General features: G+C 69.6%; 13 protein-coding genes and 2 pseudogenes. 8 read left to right on the top strand and 7 right to left on the bottom strand.

The genetic code is table 11. The features are described 5' to 3' along the window. The 3 genes and pseudogenes from ASF94_RS20785 to ASF94_RS10385 form a co-directional block, all read right to left on the bottom strand. Positions 1-125: pseudogene (locus ASF94_RS20785) on the bottom strand (electron transfer flavoprotein subunit beta/FixA family protein); the annotation flags it as partial. 162 nt (positions 126-287) lie between these two features. Beyond that, on the bottom strand, positions 288-1,553 hold the full coding sequence (locus ASF94_RS10390; protein ID WP_056665519.1) for a mechanosensitive ion channel family protein: 1,266 nt from the start codon (positions 1,551-1,553) through the stop codon (positions 288-290). A 275-nt stretch (positions 1,554-1,828) separates the two neighbouring features. Next, positions 1,829-3,001, bottom strand: a complete 1,173-nt coding sequence (locus tag ASF94_RS10385) for an MFS transporter (protein WP_235505329.1) — start codon at positions 2,999-3,001, stop codon at positions 1,829-1,831. A 192-nt stretch (positions 3,002-3,193) separates the two neighbouring features. Here ASF94_RS10385 and ASF94_RS10380 point away from each other — a divergent pair, with 192 nt between their 5' ends. After that, positions 3,194-3,643, top strand: a complete 450-nt coding sequence (locus ASF94_RS10380) for a helix-turn-helix domain-containing protein (RefSeq protein ID WP_056665516.1) — start codon at positions 3,194-3,196, stop codon at positions 3,641-3,643. Between the two features lie 67 nt (positions 3,644-3,710). On the opposite strand, the gene ASF94_RS10375 is transcribed toward ASF94_RS10380, so the two are convergent. Both ASF94_RS10375 and ASF94_RS10370 read right to left on the bottom strand, forming a co-directional pair. Then, complete coding sequence (locus ASF94_RS10375; RefSeq protein WP_056665513.1) at positions 3,711-4,535, bottom strand: enoyl-CoA hydratase; 825 nt, start codon at positions 4,533-4,535, stop codon at positions 3,711-3,713. Positions 4,536-4,591: 56 nt separating this feature from the next. After that, entirely contained in the window at positions 4,592-5,551 is a 960-nt protein-coding gene (locus ASF94_RS10370) for a histone deacetylase family protein (RefSeq protein WP_056665510.1), read from the bottom strand. Positions 5,552-5,589: 38 nt separating this feature from the next. Between ASF94_RS10370 and ASF94_RS10365 the strand changes: the two genes are divergently transcribed. The 5 genes from ASF94_RS10365 (at position 5,590) to ASF94_RS10345 (ending at position 12,200) form a co-directional block, all read left to right on the top strand. Continuing rightward, positions 5,590-6,510, top strand: coding sequence for a MoxR family ATPase (locus ASF94_RS10365; RefSeq protein WP_056665507.1), 921 nt, complete (start codon positions 5,590-5,592; stop codon positions 6,508-6,510). Positions 6,511-6,551: 41 nt separating this feature from the next. Beyond that, positions 6,552-7,589: a DUF58 domain-containing protein gene (locus tag ASF94_RS10360; RefSeq protein WP_056665504.1), complete on the top strand. Its 1,038-nt coding sequence runs from the start codon at positions 6,552-6,554 to the stop codon at positions 7,587-7,589. A 106-nt stretch (positions 7,590-7,695) separates the two neighbouring features. Next, on the top strand, positions 7,696-9,753 hold the full coding sequence (locus ASF94_RS10355) for a DUF3488 and transglutaminase-like domain-containing protein (protein ID WP_056665503.1): 2,058 nt from the start codon (positions 7,696-7,698) through the stop codon (positions 9,751-9,753). Next, a complete protein-coding gene (gene mltB / locus ASF94_RS10350; RefSeq protein WP_056665502.1) occupies positions 9,750-10,862 on the top strand; it encodes a lytic murein transglycosylase B in 1,113 nt (370 codons plus the stop codon). The genes ASF94_RS10355 and mltB overlap by 4 nt, the downstream gene beginning before the upstream one ends. A gap of 180 nt (positions 10,863-11,042) precedes the next feature. Next, entirely contained in the window at positions 11,043-12,200 is a 1,158-nt protein-coding gene (locus ASF94_RS10345; protein ID WP_082493162.1) for a YihY/virulence factor BrkB family protein, read from the top strand. A gap of 39 nt (positions 12,201-12,239) precedes the next feature. Here ASF94_RS10345 and ASF94_RS10340 read toward each other — a convergent pair whose 3' ends face one another. Then, on the bottom strand, positions 12,240-13,544 hold the full coding sequence (locus ASF94_RS10340; RefSeq protein ID WP_056665501.1) for a branched-chain amino acid ABC transporter substrate-binding protein: 1,305 nt from the start codon (positions 13,542-13,544) through the stop codon (positions 12,240-12,242). Positions 13,545-13,734: 190 nt separating this feature from the next. Next, the gene (locus ASF94_RS10335; protein ID WP_082493161.1) at positions 13,735-14,421 is read right to left on the bottom strand and encodes a DUF2242 domain-containing protein; all 687 of its coding nucleotides are present in this window, start codon (positions 14,419-14,421) and stop codon (positions 13,735-13,737) included. Between the two features lie 270 nt (positions 14,422-14,691). Between ASF94_RS10335 and ASF94_RS10330 the strand changes: the two genes are divergently transcribed. Then, positions 14,692-15,069 carry an Hsp20/alpha crystallin family protein gene (locus ASF94_RS10330; protein ID WP_056665494.1) on the top strand — a complete coding sequence of 126 codons (378 nt, stop codon included), beginning with the start codon at positions 14,692-14,694 and terminating at the stop codon, positions 15,067-15,069. A 439-nt stretch (positions 15,070-15,508) separates the two neighbouring features. Continuing rightward, positions 15,509-16,786: pseudogene (locus tag ASF94_RS10325) on the top strand (NAD(P)/FAD-dependent oxidoreductase); the annotation flags it as partial. Positions 16,787-16,829 lie beyond the last annotated feature (43 nt).

Here is a 16,829-nt window from a genome sequence, read left to right as displayed (position 1 = left end):
GCGATCTCGTCGAAGGGGTTCATGCTCATCTTGACGTTGGCGATGTCCACGCCCGTGCCGTCCGACTTCACGCGGACCTTCACGTTGTAGTCCACCACGCGCTTGACCGGGACCAAAATCTTCATTGCTGCGGCTCCTTCATTCTTGCTGGTTGAATTGACGTTACGTAAACCGAACCATTCTAGGGTCGGCAGGCAGGCCGCCCGGCCGAAGCAGCACTGCTGCCCTCAAGGCCATAAAAAAGAACGATCGTGCTTTTTCTGAATTATAGCCGTGCGGCGCGGCACTCAGGCTGTCGCCTGCGGCTCAGCGGCGGCGCCCTTGATCTGCACCACCCGCTGCGGATAGGGAATGTCGATGCCGGCAGCGCGCAGGCCTTCCAGGATGGCGATGTTGATCTCCGAGCGCAGGTTGACCGTGCCGGCCGACGGGTCGCTGACCCAGAAGTTGAGGCTGAACTCCAGGCCGTCGGGCGCGAAGTTGACGAGGTAGGCGACCGGCTGGGGCTCCTTCAGCACGCGCGGCTGGGCGGCGGCGGCGCCGCACAGGATCTGCTGCACCTGCGCCACCTGGCTGTCGTAGCCCACGACGATGTTGGTGGTCACATTGAACTTGCGGTCGGCGTCGGAGAGGTTTTCCACCCGCTGGGTGATGAGCGTTTCGTTCGGCACGATGGATTCGCGGCCGCTCCCGGCGCGGATGAGCGTGTAGCGGGTCTTGATGTCGGTGATGCGGCCCTCGAAGCCATCGACGCGCACGTTGTCGCCGATCCGCAGCGAGCGCTCCAGCAGGATCACGAAGCCGCTGACGTAGTTCGACGCGAGCTTCTGCAGCCCGAACCCCAAGCCCACGCCGACGGCGCCGCCCAGCACCGAGAGCGCCGTCAGGTCCACACCCACGGCCGAGAGCGCGAACAGCAGGCCGACCAGCAGGAGCAGCGCGCGTGTGGCGTTCACCGCCACCTTGCGCATGGAAAGATCCACGATCGTGCGGTCCAGCAGGCGCCGCTCCAGGGTGGAAGACAGCCACAGCGCCAGCAGCATGACCACGGTGGCCGAGAGCGAGCCCTCGATCAGCGTGAGCGCCGTGACCTGGGACTTGCCGAAGTGGATGGCGACGCCTGCCAGCTCGGCGCGCACCGCCGGCAGCAGCCCGACGATCCAGAGCACCGCCACCCCCCAGGCCAGCCACGAGACGATGCGCTCCAACAGCCGCATGGCCGCCGAGCGGGGAAACGCGTTGGCGAGGATGCGTGCGAAGAACCGGATCAACACCAGCGAACTGAGCACCGGCACCGCCACCCGCAGCAGGAAGACGGGTTGCAGCACCGCCTGCATGCCCACGCGGGCGGCATAGACCAGGGCCAGCGCCAGCAGCGGAAACATCAGCCCATCGACCGTGCGGCGGCCGAACCACACCGAATCGGGCGGCTGCTGGCGGCCCAGCACGCGGCTGGCCCCGTACGCGAGCGCCAGGCAGGCCGCCAGCAAGGCCGCTTCGATCCAGGTGTGGGACTGGCTGAAATCGTGGATCAGCGCGTGCAGGGCTTCCATGGGCGGGAGTCTCGGGGCATGGGTAATGGCAGGGCCGGGACGCAGCTGCGTTCCCGGCCGAAGAGCCTGGAAGCTTAAGGCAGCGCTGAACAATCCCCCGCGATGCGGCGCGCTCTGCTCGTGGGATGGGCTGCAAGGCGCCAACCGCAGCAATAGCCGCAGCAATGGCCGCAGCAATGGCCGCAGCAATGGCCGCAGCATTGCGAGGATGGGCAGCGCAGCAAATCGCCTCCGGCAGAGATGCGCCGCGTTCGAGGGGCTTGTTCAGTGTGGCCCTAACGCCGCCCCGAAGGCCCGCACGCGAGCGTCGCCCTCCAGAACAGCAGCGCGAGCAGACTGACGGCTGCGCCCAGCACGCACACCCCCTGCCAGCCGGCATGCGCATACATGGCGGTCGAGCCGATCGCACCAAGGCCGCTACCGGCGGCGTAGAACAGCATGTAGGCGGCGATCAACCGGCCATGCGCCTGCGCGCCGTGCCGCAGGATCAGGCTCTGGTTGGTCACGTGCAGGGCCTGCCCGCCCAGGTCGAGCAGCACGATTCCGATCACCAGGGCGGCGAGCGACTGCTCCAGCATCGACAGCGGCCACCATGCGATGAGCAGCGCCACCAGGGCTGCGGCGCTGACCCGCTCGCCGTGGCCCCGGTCCGACCAGCGCCCCGCGCCCGCCGCAGCCAGGGCGCCCACGGCGCCGACCAGGCCGAAAGCGCCGATGGCGGTGTGGGAGAAGCCGAAGGGCGGCGTGCTCAAGGGGAACACCAGGGCGCTCCAGAAAATGTTGAACGCCGCGAACATCAGCAGCGCGAGCGTGCCGCGCACCTGCAGCACCCGGTCGTCGCGCAGGAACGCAAACATCGAGCGGAGGAGGCGCGGATAGGAGGATCCGTCGACCGCCGCGCCGGCGGTGGGGAGCCGCCGCCACATCGGCAGCGCGAGCGCTGCGAGCAACGCCGCGGCGCCCAGGTACACGCTCCGCCAGCCCGCCACGTCGGACACTGCGCCGGCGAACACCCGGGCCAGCAGCAGGCCCATGAAGATGCCGCCCTGGGCAGCGCCGACCACGCGCCCGCGTTCGTGCTGCGCGGCCGCGCTGGCTGCGTACGCGACGATCCCTTGCGCCATGGCCGTGCCCAGCAGCCCCACCAGCAGCATCCCAGACAGCAGCATCGAAGAAGACCGGGCGGCACCCACCAGGACGAGGGCGCCGGCCAAACCGAGCCACTGGACCGCCATGAGCCGCCGGCGGTCCACGCGGTCGCCGAGGGGCACCAGCAGCACCAGGGCCAGCGCGCAGCCTGCCTGCGTGGCGGTGACCACGGCGCCGATCGCACCCGGGCCGATACCGAAATCCCGCGCCAACGCGTCGAGCAGCGGATGGGCGTAGTACACGCCGGCCACGCCGAGCCCGCCCGCCGCCGCGAAGAGACGCACCACCCCGGACGGAATGGGGGCACCAGTCGGAGATGGCACGTCGGAGCACTCGACGGCTGGTGGGTGGGGCAGTTCGGCAAGAGGCAAGACGAGCATCCATTCTAGTTTCAAAACAAAACCAGATGAATGCTAGAGGATGCAGTTTTAAAATGCAACCCGATTGCCTACCCTCCACCCTGCCCCGAGCGATCCACTCACCCCACCCCCATGCCCCACAGCGAATTCCTGAGCGAAAGCCCCTGCCCCGTCGCACGCAGCGTTGCCGTGGTGGGTGACCGCTGGTGCCTGCTCATCGTGCGCGATGCGTTTGACGGCATCTGCCGCTTCGGCGATTTCCAGCGCAGCCTGGGGCTCGCGCGCAACATCCTGTCCGACCGGCTTCGCAGGCTCGTGGAGGCAGGCATCCTGGCGCTGCAGCCGGCGTCGGACGGCTCGGCGTATCAGGAGTACGTGCTGACGCCGCAGGGCAACAGCCTCTTTCCCGTCGTCGTGGCCCTGAGGCAGTGGGGGGAACAGCACCTGTTCCGGCCGGCAGAACGTCACTCGGTATTGGTTGAGCGGAGCACCGGCGACCCGGTCCCCCTCATGACACCCAGCACGAAGGACGGCAGCGTGCTGGCGCCGGCTGGCACGGAGGTGCGCAGGATCGGAGACTGAGGCGGGGCCTGGCGGGAGCACACGGCCGCTGGTGGCACATACCCACTGCTGCGGGCGGCCCCGGGGATCAGCGCGCTGCCGAAGGCGGCGTTTCGCCCACGGTCTTCCAGGCCGGGACGCGCTTTTCGGCGAAGGCGCGGGCGCCTTCCTGCGCGGCCTCGTCCATCATGTTCAGCGCCATGGCCTGGCCGGCCAGCTGGTAGGCGGCGTCGATGCCCAGTTCGCGCTGCTGGTAGACCAGGGCCTTGCCCATCGCCACTGCGGCGCGGGGCTTGTCGAGGATGGCGGCGACCAGCGATTCGACCTCGCCGTCCAGCGCGTCGGCCGCCGCCACGCGGTTGACCAGGCCCTGCGCCTGCGCGGTGCGGGCATCGATGAAGTCGCCCGTCAGGAGCATTTCCATGGCCTGCTTGGCCGGCATGTTGCGCACCAGCGGCACGCTGGGCGTGGCGCAGAAGAGGCCGTAGTGGATGCCGCTGGTGGCGAAACGCGCGGTGTCGCTGGCCACGGCCAGGTCGCACTGCGCCACCAGCTGGCAGCCGGCTGCCGTGGCGATGCCCTGCACCCGGGCGATCACCGGCACCGGCAGGCGGTGGATGGCCAGCATCACCCGGCTGCACTGGGCGAACAGCTTCTGGTAGTAAGCCTGCTCGGGCCGCTGCGCCATGGCCTTCAGGTCGTGGCCGGCGCAGAAGGCACGGCCTTCGGCGGCCAGCACCACGACGCGGGCGCCCTCGTCACGGGCGATGGCATCCAGCGCCTGCTGCAGCGCGGCCAGCATGGGCTCGCCCAGCGCGTTGAAGCGGGCCGGGTCGGCCAGCGTGAGGGTGACGACGCCGCGGGCGTCGCGGTCGGTGCGCAGCGGCGATGGGGCTGTTGTGGTGGTGGTCATGGCGGGCGGTGAGAGGGGCGGCCGAAGCAGCGGCCGGAGGGGCTGGCCGGGGAACGTCAGAGATCGGCCAGCACGCGGATGTGCGCTTCGACGCTGCGCGCCAGCGGGTCCATCATGTAGCCGCCTTCGAGGCACGAGACGATGCGGCCTTTGCTGTAGCGCCGCGCGACGTCCTTGATGCGCTGGGTGATCCAGGTGTAGTCCTGCTCGGTGAGGCCCAGCTGGCCCATGTCGTCCTCGCGATGGGCGTCGAAGCCGGCGGACACGAAGATCATCTCGGGCTTGAAGGCCTCCAGACGCGGCATCCACATCATCTCGATGATCTCGCGCACATCCATGCCCTTGGTATAGGCCGGCACGGGCACGTTGAGCATGTTGGGGGCCGGGTCCACGTCGCCGCTGTACGGGAAGAAGGGGTGCTGGAAGATGCTGACCATCAGGGCGCGCGGATCGCCCGAGAGGATGTCTTCGGTCCCGTTGCCGTGGTGCACGTCGAAATCGACCACCGCCACGCGCCGGAGCTGGTAGCGCTCCAGCGCATAGCGCGCCGCCACCGCCACGTTGTTGAAGAAGCAGAAACCCATGGCCTGCCCGCGCGTGGCGTGGTGGCCGGGCGGGCGCACGCTGCAGAAGGCGTTCTCGATGTCCCCTGCCATCACCGCATCGGTGGCGGCCAGGGCGGCGCCGGCCGCGCGCAGCGATGCGGCCCAGGTGTGGGCGTTGATGGAGGTGTCGGTGTCGATCTGCGCGTGGGCCGGGCCGCCGGCCTGCTGCTCTTCGACCAGGCGGTCGGTCAGCCCGCGCAGCGAGGCCACGTACATGCGGTCGTGCGCCAGTTCGATGTCGGCGAGCGACGCCTGCGGCGCCTCGTAGCGCTCCAGCGCGTCGGCCACGCCGGTGACCAGCAGGCGGTCCTCGATGGCGTCCAGCCGGGCGGGGCATTCCGGGTGGCCGGCGCCCATTTCATGCTTCCAGCAATCGCGGTGAGTGAAATAGCCCGTTTTGCCCACAGTCATTGGCTCGTCTCGTTTCTTTTTCGGATAACGTCAGTGCCATGCACGCACAGCCCAAGATCCAGTCGCTTTTAAACCAGCTTAACACGGTGATCGTGGGCAAATCGGCCCAGATCCAGGACTGCGTGGCCTGCCTGCTGGCCGGCGGCCACCTGCTGATCGAAGACGTGCCGGGCGTCGGCAAGACCACCCTGGCGCACGCCTTGTCGCGCACTTTCGGGCTGCAGTTCTCGCGCGTGCAGTTCACTGCCGACCTGATGCCGAGCGACCTGACGGGCGTGTCGGTCTACGAACGCGGCCGCGAGTCCTTCGTTTTCCACCCCGGGCCGGTGTTCGCCCAGGTGCTGCTGGCCGACGAGATCAACCGCGCCAGCCCCAAGACCCAGAGCGCGCTGCTGGAGGCCATGGAGGAAAAGCAGGTGTCGGTGGAAGGCGAGACCCGCGCCCTGCCCCACCCCTTCTTCGTCATCGCCACGCAGAACCCGCACGACCAGCTGGGCACCTTCGCGCTGCCGGAGTCGCAGCTCGACCGGTTCCTGATGCGCATCTCCATCGGCTACCCCGACCGGGGCGCCGAACGCCTGCTGCTGGCCGGCAGCGATCGGCGCGAGATGGTGGACACCCTGCTGCCGCTGCTGTCGCAGGACGAGCTGGCCGAGCTGCAGCGCCAGGTGCTGGCCGTGCATGCCGCCGAGCCGCTGCTGAACTATGTGCAGGACCTGATCGCCGCCACACGCTCGGGCCGCTGGTTCCTGCAGGGCCTGTCGCCACGGGCGGGCATCGCGCTGATGCGCGCGGCCAAGGCGCAGGCGCTGATCGCCGGGCGCGACTACGTGGCGCCGGACGACGTGCAGGCCATCCTGCCGCAGACGGTGGCGCATCGGCTGGTGCCGGTGGGCGACGCCGGCCGCGGCGCGGTCGAGCAGGTGCGGGCGATGGTCGATGCGGTGCCGCTGCCCTGAACGGCCCCCTGCCCCCGCGCGCCGCCCCTTGCCAGCCTTCCATGCCGCCTTCGCTTGACGCCTCCCCACCCGCGCCGTCCGGTGCCGGCGCGCCGAAGCGCCCGCGCCGCTTCGACCCGTTCGCGCCGGTGGCCCGCCGCTGGCAGCGCTGGTGGCAAAGCCGCCTGCCGCGCAGCGACACCGTCACGCTGACGCAGCGCAACGTGTACATCCTGCCCACCGGGGCGGGCTGGATGCTGGCCGTCACGCTGCTGGTGCTGCTGCTGTCGTCGATCAACTTCCAGCTCAACCTGGGCTACCTGCTCACCTTCCTGCTGGCCGGCAGCGCGGTGGCGGGCATGCACATCTGCCACGGCACCTTGCGCGGGCTGACGCTGCACCTGGTGTCGCCGGAGCCGCACTTTCTGGGCACCAGCGCCACCTTCGAGGTGCAGCTGAGCAGCGACCGCCGCACGCCGCGCCATGGCATTGCCGTGGCGGTGCACGGCAGCGGCCACTGGGTGTGGACCGACGTGCCGGCCGCCGGCCGCGCCACGGTGCACATCGCCTTCCGCCCGGCGCGGCGCGGCCTGCACGACGTGCCCGCGCTGACGGCCGAAACCCGCTTTCCGCTCGGCACCTTCCGGGTCTGGACGATCTGGCGGCCGGCCGCGCAGGTGCTGGTCTACCCCGAGCCCGAGGTGCCGCCGCCACCGCTGCCGGCCGGCGAGCCGCGCGCGGGCGGCGCCGGCAGCGCGCCGGCCCAGGGCATCGGTGAATTCGACGGCGTGCGGGCCTACCGGCGTGGCGACCCACTCAAGCTGGTCGTCTGGAAGAAGGCCGCCAAGTCGCTGGCCACCGGCACCGACGACCTGGTGAGCCGCGACGCGCAGCAGGCGCAGCGGCAGGAACTCTGGCTGGACCCGGCCGTCACCAGCCTGTCCGACCCCGAAGCGCGCCTGTCGCGCCTGACGGCCTGGGTCCTGCAGGCGGACCGGCTCGGCGTGGAATACGGCCTGCGCCTGCCCGGGGTGGAACTGCCACCCGACACCGGCCCGGCCCACCGCCGCCGCTGCCTGGAGGCGCTGGCGCTGTCATGAACCCTTCTTTATTCCAAGCGAAATCGGTCTCCAGCGCCCGCTCCATAAGGTCTTTATGCTATTTATTTAATAGCAGATTGCCAACCCACGCCGGGAGGATGGGGCGATGAGCCTGCGCCAGACCCTCGCCAGCCTGCCGCGCGACACCCGCGACACGCTGTTCGTGCTGCTCGTCATCGCCTGGGTGATCGCGCCGCAAACCCCCTACCTGCCCGGCTGGACCACGGCCCTGGCCGCCGGTGTGCTGGCCTGGCGCGGCTGGCTGACGTGGCAGGGCCGGCCGCTGCCCGGCCGCTGGATCACCGGCGCGCTGCTGGTGCTGGGCGTGGGCCTCACGCTCATGTCCTACCGCACCATCATCGGGCGCGAAGCGGGCGTCACGCTGATCATCGTGCTGCTGTCGCTGAAGACGCTGGAGCTGCGCGCGCGCCGCGATGCGATGGTGATCTTCTTCCTGTGCTTCTTCACCATGCTCAGCAGCTTCTTCGTGTCGCAGACGCTGGTCACGGCAGCGATGATGCTGATCGCCCTGCTCGGGCTGCTCACGGCGCTGGTGAACGCGCACCTGCCGGTGGGCCGGCCGCCGCTGGCCCTGTCGATGCGCATGGCCGGGCGCATGGCGCTGCTGGGCGCGCCCATCATGCTGGCGCTGTTCCTGCTCTTCCCGCGCATGGCGCCGCTCTGGGGCATGCCGGCCGACGAGGCGCGCGGGCGCAGCGGCCTGTCCAGCGAGATGAGCGTGGGCGACATGGCCAGCTTGGTGCTGGACGACGGCGTGGCGATGCGGGTGCGCTTCGAGACGCCGGGCGGCCAGCCGCCGCCGCAGCGCGACCTGTACTTCCGTGGCCCGGTGCTGACGGTGTTCGACGGCCGGGGTTGGTCGCCGCTGATGCAGCCGCGCATGGCCGGCGTGATGCCCGCGTCGCCCACGCCCGCCCAGCTGGAGGTGCGCGGCGAGGCGGTGCGCTACGAGGTTACCCTCGAGCCCACGCGCCAGCCCTGGCTGCTGACGCTCGATGCCGCGCTCGACACGCCCCAGGTGCCCGCCGGCACGCGCGCCTTCATGACACCCGAGCTGAACTGGATGGCCAACCGCGCCGTGGGCGAGGTGCTGCGCTATCGCGCCGAGAGCCATGTGGATTTCAGCCACGGCCCGCAGCAACGCACGCGCCAGATGCAGCCCTATGTGCAGCTCCCCGCGGGCCTGAACCCGCGCACCCTGGCGCTGGCCGCGCAGATGCGGGCAGACCCGGCCCTGGCCGCCGGCGGTGCCCAGGCCTTCATCGACGCGGCCCTGAACCGCCTGCGCACCGGGGGCTACACCTACACGCTGGAGCCCGGCGTCTACGGCGACCACACGGCCGACGAATTCTGGTTCGATGCCAAGGCCGGCTTCTGCGAACACATCGCCTCCGCCTTCGTGGTGCTGATGCGCGCACTGGACGTGCCGGCCCGCATCGTCACCGGCTACCAGGGTGGCGAGATCAACGGGTTCGACAACTACTGGACGGTGCGCCAGGCCGATGCCCACGCCTGGAGCGAGGTCTGGATCGAGGGCCGGGGCTGGGTGCGGGTGGACCCGACCGGCGCCGTCTCGCCCGGCCGGGTGGGCGCTTTCCAGAGACTGCAGGCGCCGCGCGGCGCCTTCGGCAACGCCATCGACGCGGTCATCGCACCGGGCTTCGTGCAGAAGCTGCGCGCGGGCTGGGAAGCCGTCAACAACCGCTGGAACCAGTGGGTGCTGAATTACACGCAGGACCGCCAGCTCGACCTGCTGCGCGCATTGGGGGTCGAATCGCCCAGCTGGCAGGACCTGGGGCGGGTGCTGGCGGGCCTGGTGGCCGCCGTGGCGCTCGCAGGCATCGCCTGGAGCTGGTGGGACCGCAGCCAGCACGACCCGTGGCTGCGCCTGCTGGCCCGCACCCGCCGCCGGCTGCAGCGCGCCGGGCTGGAGCTGCCCGCGCATCTGCCGCCACGCGCCATGGCCGGCCAGGTGCGCAGCCATTTCGGCGCGCCCGCCCACCCCATCGCCGACTGGCTGCTGCGCATGGAGCAGGTGCGCTATGCGGCGCAGCCCGCCGACGCGCTGGCCGCCCTGCAACGCGACTTCCGTACCCTGCCCTGGCCGCCCGCCGCAGCCCGCCACGCCCTGAACGCTTCATGACCCCGATCGCCAAGAATGCTCTGCTTGTCATAGCAGCGTGTGCAGTATCCATCGGCGCTACAGCCCAAAACAGTGCGCAACCGAGGAAGCCGAAGCCCGCTGCGGCGCCGGCTGCCGCACCCCTCTTCTACGCGAGCCGGTCCGACGCCATGGCGCTGGCCGACGACATCGCCGCGCGCCGCAACCTCGACCGCGAATGGGTGCGGCAAGCCATCGGCCAGGCCCGCCTGCTGCCGCAGGTGCCCAAGCTGATGCTGCCCGCGCCCGGCGGCGCCACGGCCAAGAACTGGCGCGTCTACCGCAGCCGCTTCGTCGAACCGATCCGCATCCGCGCCGGCGTGCGCTTCTGGCAGGAGAACGCTGCCGCACTCGCCCGGGCCGAGCAGGAATACGGCGTGCCGGCCGAAGTGATCGTCGGGATCATCGGCGTGGAAACCATCTACGGCCAGCAGATGGGCGGCTTTCGCGTGATGGACGCGCTGGCCACGCTGTCGTTCGACTTCCCCGACGCCCATCCACGCGCAGCCGACCGCCGGGCCTTCTTCCGGGGCGAGCTGGAGCAGTTCCTGAGCCTGATGGACCGCACCGGCACCGACCCGTTCACGCCGCGCGGCAGCTATGCGGGCGCGATGGGTCTGGGCCAGTTCATGCCGTCCAGCTGGGTGCGCTATGCCGTCGACTACGACGGCGACGGCCGCATCGACCTTTGGAAAAGCCCGACCGACGCCATCGGCTCGGTCGCCCACTACTTCAAGGGCCACGACTGGCAGACGGGCATGCCCGTGTGGTACGACGTGCAGTTCGACCCCGGCCGGCTGCAGCTGCCCGCGCTGCTCGCGCTGCTCGCGCTGCTCGCGCTGCTCGCGCCCGACATCCTGCCGACCTTCACCGCCGCGCGCATGGCCGAGCTGGGCGCCACGCCCCTCGGAGCCGGCGCCGCGCATGCCGGCCCGCTGGCGCTCGTCGAACTGCAGAACGGCGGCGAGACACCCACCTACGTGATCGGCACCGAGAATTTTTACGCCATCACGCGCTACAACTGGTCGAGCTACTACGCCATGGCGGTGAATGCGCTGGGGCGGGAGGTGGCGGTGGCGCGGGGGCGGTAGGCCAACAGAACGAACGTTGGCGAAGGTCTGGCGATTCAGGCACCGACGCGGCAGCTTCCTGCTGGCCTACAGCGGGGGCAGAACCCACGGGTTAGAAACAAGGCGTATCGGCCTACCGGGCTGTCCTCGACGCAGCCGCCGCTGCGTCTCTGTGCTGCCTTCGCTTCCCCGCTGCCTCACATGAAGCCTTCCACCATCTACGAAATCGCCCGCAAATCCGTCTCGGCCTGGGTGGATGACTACGCGCCCAGCATGGGGGCCGCCATCTCCTACTACACGGCGTTCTCCATCGCGCCGCTCTTGGTCATCGTCATCGCCGTGGCGGGTTACGTCTTCGGCGACGAGGCGGTGCGGGGTTCGCTCCAGGGGCAGATCTCCGGCCTCGTCGGTGCCGACGGCGCCAAGGCCATCCAGGGCCTGATCAGCAGCGCCCGCGAGCCCACGGAAGGCGTGGTGGCCACCAGCCTCAGCATCGCCCTGCTGATCGTGGGTGCCACCACCGTGTTCGCCGAGATCCAGAGCGCGCTCGACCGCATCTGGCACGTGCCGGAAAAAGCCAAGCCCAGCGGCCTGTGGGGCCTGCTGCGCGCCCGCTTCCTCTCGTTCGGGCTGATCCTGGGGCTGGCGTTCATGCTGATGGCCTCGCTCACCATCAGCGCGGCCATGGCGGCCATCGGCACCTACTTCTCGTCGCTGCTGCCGGGCTGGGACGTGGTGCTGTTCGTGCTGAACATCTGCATCTCGCTGGCGGTGGAGACGGTGCTCTTCGCCATGATCTTCAAGTTCATGCCCTCCACCCGCATCGCCTGGAGCGACGTGTGGGTGGGCGCCATCGTTACCGGTGTGCTGTTCGAGCTGGGCAAGGTGCTGATCGGCCTCTACGTGGGCAAGGCGGGCGTGAGTTCGACGTACGCGGCAGCGGGCTCCATCGCCGTGATCCTGATCTGGGTGTATTACGCCGCGCAGATCTTTTTGCTGGGGGCGGAATTCACCAAGGTGTATGCCACCGAATATGGGTCGCACCGGTTGAAGGCCACGCCGGCCACGGGCAACCCGTCACGCAGCGGAGCCGTTGGCGACGCGACCGACGGCTCGGCAGCGACGCCGGAAACCCCGGAGCCCGTGCCCGCGCGCATCAGCCAGCGGGTGGACGAAGCCTTGCCCTCGGTGCCCGCCGCACGCCCGGCGGACTTCCCGCCGCCCAGCCAGGTCGCCATCGGTGCCGCGTTGCTGGCAGGGCAATGGCTGTTTGCCCGGTGGCTGGAAAAGGAGATGCGCCAGTCCCAGCATGCCAAGCCGGACGCACGGCAGACCCGCAACGCCACACGGCGCCGGTAAAGCCCAGGCCGCCAGCGCAGCGCCGAAGCGCTGCGCTGATCAGGCGGGCCGCTGCATGCGGCAGCTGTGTGGCTGCTCCGCCTTGTCGGCAGCAATCCGCCGCACGACACGGAACCCATATCCCGAGCCCTCCACGTCGAACTGCACGCCCGGCGCGCCCTGCTTGCCCATCACGCCCACCACCAGGCCCTGCTGGAACTGGTGGTCGGCCGCGCGCATGCGGCCGGACTGGCCGGCGAGCTGCACCTGGGCGGACTCCATCTGGCGCGCCACGGCCAGGGCGTCCACCGTGCCGGCGCGTTCGATCGACTGGGCCAGCGTTTCCACCATGAGCTGCATGCGCATGTGGACATAGTCGTCGGCGGCGCGGGGAAAGCGCTCGCGGAACGACCGATAGAAGGCTTCGCTCTGCGGGGTGGGCACGTTGGGCAGCCAGTCGGCCACGGCCACCACCTTGCCGACGCCGGCGTCGCCCAGCGCGGCGGGGGCGCCCAGGGCGTTGCCGTAGAAGGTGTAGAACATGCCGTCAAAGCCCACTTCACGGGCCGCCTTCACCAGCAGCGTGAGGTCGTTGCCCCAGTTGCCGGTGATGACGGCCTGCGCGCCGCTGGCCTTGATCTTCACGGCGTAGGGTGCGAAGTCCTTCACGCGGCCGACGGGGTGCAGTTCCTCGCCGACCACGGCGACGTCCGGGCGCTGGGCGGCGAGCTGTTTTTTCGCCTCGCGCAGCACGGCCTGGCCGAAGCTGTAGTCCTGGCCGATGAGGTAGGCGCCCTTGAGCGCCTTGTCGTCACGGATGACCTCCATCAGCGCGGCCATGCGCATGTCGGCATGGGCATCGAAGCGGAAGTGCCAGAAGCTGCATTTCTCGTTGGTCAGCATCGGGTCGACCGCCGAATAGTTGAGGAACACGACGCGACGCGCCGGGTCGCGGTCGTTGTGCTTGCCGATGGCGTCGATCAGCACGGCAGCCGTTGCCGACGAGTTGCCCTGCATGACGAAGCGCGCGCCGTCGTCGATGGCCGCGCGCAGCGCCGACAGGGCCTCTTCGTTCTGGCCCTTGCTGTCGTAGCGGGTGACGACCAGGGGGCGCGCCCCGCCCGGCTGCGGGATGCCGCCGCGCGCGTTCACCCGCTCGGTCGCCCAGAGCACGTTGCGGAACACGGCCTCGCCCGTGTTGGCGAAGGGGCCGGAGAGGCTTTCGATCAGAGCGACCTGGATGGGGGCACCCGGTGCGCCGGTCGGTGCGGTTTGCGAAGATGCCAGGGACCAGACGGGCAAGGCGGCGCAAGCCAGGGCCAGGGCGCTGAGGCGCAGGCCGTGGCGGCGGGAGATGGGGAACATGGCAGAAGGCTCCGACGGCGAAACGATGACGGCCGGCGCGCTGGGCGCGGGCACGGGGCGGCGCAGTGTAGCCGTGCCGACCGAGCCGGCGCCGGTGCAGCCGCCTATCCCCTGGCGCCGCGCAGCATGGCCATGCCCCCGGGCCGACCGGCCAGCCCCGTCGTACGGGCCGCGACCTGCCCGGTCGGGGTCAGTTGGCGGTTTCGGGTGCGGCTGGGGCCGCGTCCGGCAGTTGACGCTCTTGCGGCAGCGGCTCGGGTCGGGCCACCATTGGCGTGATGCCGGTGGCCGTGGCCGCAGGCGGCGGCACCGGGCGCACATAGCGGTCGAACAACTGGAAGAAGCGTTCATAGAAGCGCTTGTCGGTCACGGTCTCGCTGCCGACCTTGACGAGGGTGTCGTCCGACGCGGACACCGGGAGCGACAGCGACCCCAGCGCACCCACCCCCAGCGAGGCCGAGTTGTTGATCTTCTTGATCACGTAGCGGTCCTGCAGCGCGCTGGCGAAGGCGGCAGTACGACCCATGTCGGGGCCTTCGGGGGCGCATACCACACGCATCTCGACTTCATAGTGAATGTCGTTGGAGGGCTGGAAATACTTGCGGCCCGCCACCACTTCATCGGTGGCCGTGTTCACCAGGTACCCCTGGCTCAGCAAGGCCCGCCGGGCCGCTTCGCACGCCTGCTTCTGCGGCGCATTGATGTGGCGGGTGTGAACGCTGACGCTGTCGAAATCGTCCGGATCGAACCGGGTGGTGCCGTTCAAACCGGGCACGGCGTCAGGAATGCTGGCGCAACCGGCCAGGGCTGCAGTGGCAGCCAGGGCCAGTGCGATGAACGGGCGTGCGATGTGACGGGGACTGTGCAAAGGATTCATGGGCAAGGGTTCCTGTCAGAGCCAGCATTGTGCCGGGGCATGGGGCGCGGTTGCGCCGGGTGCCCGTGCTGGGACGGCGGCAATCGACGTCAGAGCGGTCTGACGTGCGGAGGTTCACCGCTCGGCAGTCCAGCGACGGAAAAAGCTTGAACGAAGGGCTCTTGAAAACCGAAAACCGGGTCGCATTTTCGATGCAAGCGGCAGGCAAAACATGCGATCTTCATTGAAAGCATACGAATTGCCGCGATCATTCATCATCAGGAGCCATTCATGATTTTCGCACCCGTCGTTCGCCGCGCCAGTTTCCACGCCCCCCGTCCTGCCGACCAGGCGCTGCAACGCTTTCTCCATTCCGCCCTCGCCGCGCCCGCTTCCGCCGGCACGCAGGTCAGCCAGGACGACAAGGCCGTCACGCTGCAGATCGACGTGCCCGGCCTCAGCCGTGAGCAGTTGTCCATCACCATCGAAGGCAATCAGGTCCGCCTGACCAGCGTGGAGGGCGCCCCCCGCCAGGTGCAGCGTGCCTGGGAGCTGGCGGACGAGATCGACACCACGGCCAGTTCCGCCAAGCTGGAAAACGGCGTGCTGACCCTGGTGCTGGCCAAGGTGGTGCCCGTGAGCCGCGCCACGCAGTTGACGATCGCCTGACCGCCGCATTGGCGCGCGGTAGCCGGCACCGCCCTGGGCGGGGGCCGTGCCGGGAGCGCGACTGGAGCATGGGGGTGGCCTGGGCCACCCCTTTCCGCTTTCTGAGCGGCTGCGCAGACGCGCTGCCCGCCGCACCCATCCAGTGCATCGGTCGGGCTGCCTACCATGGCGCCAGCTGGTCGAATGCTTCTTAATTCATAGCATAAAGCCCAGCAATGACGGGCGCTGAGGCACATTCCCCTGCCATCACGCTGCTTCAAGCCGCATTGGCACACCCATTGCTTTCCCGCTGATGTGGCCCGCAAGGCCGCACCGCCAGCCCCCTCCGCCGATGGATGGGCGGCCGGCAGGACGAAGGCGTCCCCATGGGCACCCGGCCGAACAGGTCGGGGGCCCGTGAGGACGCCTTTTTTTTGGCCTGACGTGGGATGCAAGAGCGATGTCGACGACAAGAAAACCCCGGTTGGTATTGGTGGGCAACGGCATGGCCGGCGTGCGCACGCTCGAGGAGCTGCTGAAGATCGCGCCGGACCTCTACGACATCACCGTGTTCGGTGCCGAGCCGCACCCCAACTACAACCGCATCCTGCTGTCGCCCGTGCTGGCCGGCGAACAGACGCTGGAGGAGATCGTCCTCAACGACTGGAGCTGGTACGCCGGGCACGGAATCACCGTGCACAGCGGCTGTACGGTGACGGAGGTGGACCGCGTGCGCCGCGTGGTGCATGCCACCGATGCGGCAGGCCAGCCCGTCACGGCCGCTTACGACCGGCTGATCCTGGCGACCGGCTCCAACCCCTTCATCCTGCCCGTGCCCGGCCACCAGCTGGAGGGCGTGCTCGCCTACCGTGACATCGCGGACACCCAAGCCATGATCGCCGCCGCGGCGCGCTACCGGCAGGCGGTCGTCATCGGCGGCGGCCTGCTGGGGCTGGAGGCCGCCAATGGCCTGATGAAACGCGGCATGGATGTGACCGTGGTGCATGTGGGCGACTGGCTGCTGGACCGCCAGCTCGACGATGCAGCGGCAGGGTTGCTGCAGCAGGCGCTGGAGCAGCGCGGCCTGCGTTTTCTGCTGAACGCGCAGACCGAAGCCCTGCTGGGCGACGGGGATGGCGGCAGCGACATCTGCAGTGGTGGCGATGCCGCAGCGCGCAGCCGGCCGGCCGGCCGCGTGCGCGCCGTGCGGTTCAAGGACGGCCGCGAGATCCCGGCACAGCTCGTCGTCATGGCGGTCGGCATCCGTCCCAACACGCAACTGGCCGAGCAGATGCGCCTGCATGTCGCGCGCGGCATCGTCGTCAGCGACACCCTGCAGACCGTGACCGACCCGCGCATCTATGCCGTGGGCGAATGCGCCGCGCACCGGGGCGTGGCCTACGGGCTGGTCGCGCCGCTGTTCGAGCAGGGCAAGGTGCTGGCGAACCATCTGGCGCAGCACGGCATCGGGCGTTATCAGGGCTCGCTGGTCTCCACCAAGCTGAAGGTGACCGGCATCGACCTGTTCAGCGCGGGCGACTTCCGGGGCGGCGCCGGCACGGAGGAGATCGTGATGAGCGACCCCTCCGGTGGCGTCTACAAAAGGCTGGTGGTGAAGGACGACCGCCTGGTCGGCGCCTGCCTCTATGGCGACACGGCCGATGGCAGCTGGTACTGGAACCTGCTGCGCGAAGGCAGGACGATTGCCGAGATCCGCGACGCGCTGATGTTCGGCGAGCCTGCGGCAGCGGCGCTGCAGGCTTCGCCAGGGCCCGCCGTGT

The organism is Acidovorax sp. Leaf160, assembly GCF_001424265.1.
Taxonomy (GTDB): Bacteria; Pseudomonadota; Gammaproteobacteria; order Burkholderiales; family Burkholderiaceae_C; genus Paracidovorax.
Note: the sequence above shows the minus strand (reverse complement) of the source record. Positions and strands in the feature narration are given on the sequence as shown.